1 protein-coding gene is annotated in these 1,548 nt (G+C 72.7%); it reads left to right on the top strand.

Annotation, left to right across the window (positions count from 1 at the left end; all coding sequences use genetic code 11):
• The first annotated feature begins 257 nt into the window (after positions 1 to 257).
• Complete coding sequence (locus tag FGF04_RS39135; RefSeq protein ID WP_223146458.1) at positions 258 to 1,217, top strand: DUF4184 family protein; 960 nt, start codon at positions 258 to 260, stop codon at positions 1,215 to 1,217.
• Positions 1,218 to 1,548: the final 331 nt, after the last annotated feature.

Raw genomic sequence — 1,548 nt, 5'->3', positions numbered from 1 at the left:
CCTCCCCCTCCCACCAGGCAGTGCGCCACCACCCGGTTGCCATAGTCCGTTGAGATGAATACTCTCCTCAGTGTTCTATTCGTGACTGCTGCCCGGGGCAGCTCAGCCGCGCGCTTCGGGACGCTCCTGGCTGCTCCGGGACGCCCCGAGACGCCCCGAGACGCCCCGAGACGCCCCGAGACGCCCCGGCGAAGGGGTACCCGCGCCGCGGCGGACCCTGACCCTGCGACGTCGCCCGCACAGAGAAGACCACCAAGTTGCCGTTCACCTTGTCCCACCCGGCCGCGGTCCTGCCGCTGCTGCGGCGGCCGTTCGTTCCGGCGGCGCTGGTCGCCGGCACCATGGCACCTGATGTCCCGTACTTCCTGGCCGCCCTCGGCGTGTCCGCGAGCAGCGCCCAGGACCGGTACGGGCCGCTCCTCAACGCCACCGAGACCCACTCCTCCGTCAGCGGCCTCCTGATCAGCCTGCCCTTCGCCCTCGGCCTGGTCGCCGCGTACCGGATGCTGCGCGCACCGATGACGGCTCTCCTCCCGCCCGGCCTCCGCCTGCCCGAACCGGAACGGGCAGCCGACGCGCCGGCCAGGGCCCGCTACACCATGTGGCTGCTGCTCTCCGCCCTGATCGGCATCGCCTCCCACGTGGCATGGGACTCCTTCACCCACGGAGACGGCTTCCTGGTCACCCACATCGGGATACTGCGTGCCTCGGCTGTCGGCGGCCTGAGCGTTGCCCGGCTGCTGCAGTACACGAGCACCGTCCTCGGCCTGGCAACCCYCGGACGGCACCTCTGGCGCCACCGGGCCCGACTGCGGCCCACCGCCGGCAGCGACGACGTCGCCCGCCTGACACCCCTCACGCGATGGAGTGTGGTGATTCTGCTCGTCGCGGCTCCCGTGCTGGGCGCCGCCGCCCACGCCGCCGACGACTTCAGCGCCTACCGCTACGCGACCGAAGTGGACTACAGCCGCCCGACCACCGTCGACCTGGGCAACGGCGCGAGCGAGACCACCTACCCCACCAGAACGGCCCCGGCGCCATGGGGCACCGTCGCCGAAGGAGTGCTCACCGGAGCCGCCAAGAGAGCCGGCGCCTCACTGGCCGTAGCACTCCTGCTGTACTCCACTGCATGGCACGTCGGCGCCATGTCACGCAGGTCGACGAAGGCGCCGGCGTCGGCGTCGGCCGACGGAGCTGATGCGGCTCGTTCCGAGTGACGGTGTCGATCAGGCTGCGTAACGACCTTCCTACCGGCACTCCGCCCCGCGCCGCGCCGGGCTGACACGGCGCCGGCGATCGTGCATCGTACTGCCCGGGTGGGATACGGCCGGGGGCACCCCGTCGGGGTGCTCGCGTGCCCCGTGCTGCCAGAGGGGGAGCCGAAGTGCGCGAGGGAGCGGGCCGGTGGCCTCTGGTCGGACGCGGCCCGGAGACGGACCTCTTCACCGAGGCGCTGGCGGACCGCAGGTGCCGCGGTTTCGTGGTGGGCGGGGCGGCCGGAGTGGGCAAGTCCCGGCTGGCCGAGGAGTGCGGCGACCGGGCCGCGGC

Source organism: Streptomyces apricus (genome assembly GCF_008369065.1).
Classification (GTDB): Bacteria; Actinomycetota; Actinomycetes; order Streptomycetales; family Streptomycetaceae; genus Streptomyces; species Streptomyces apricus.
The sequence above is the reverse complement of the archived record's forward strand: the minus strand, read 5'-3'. Positions and strand labels throughout refer to the sequence as shown.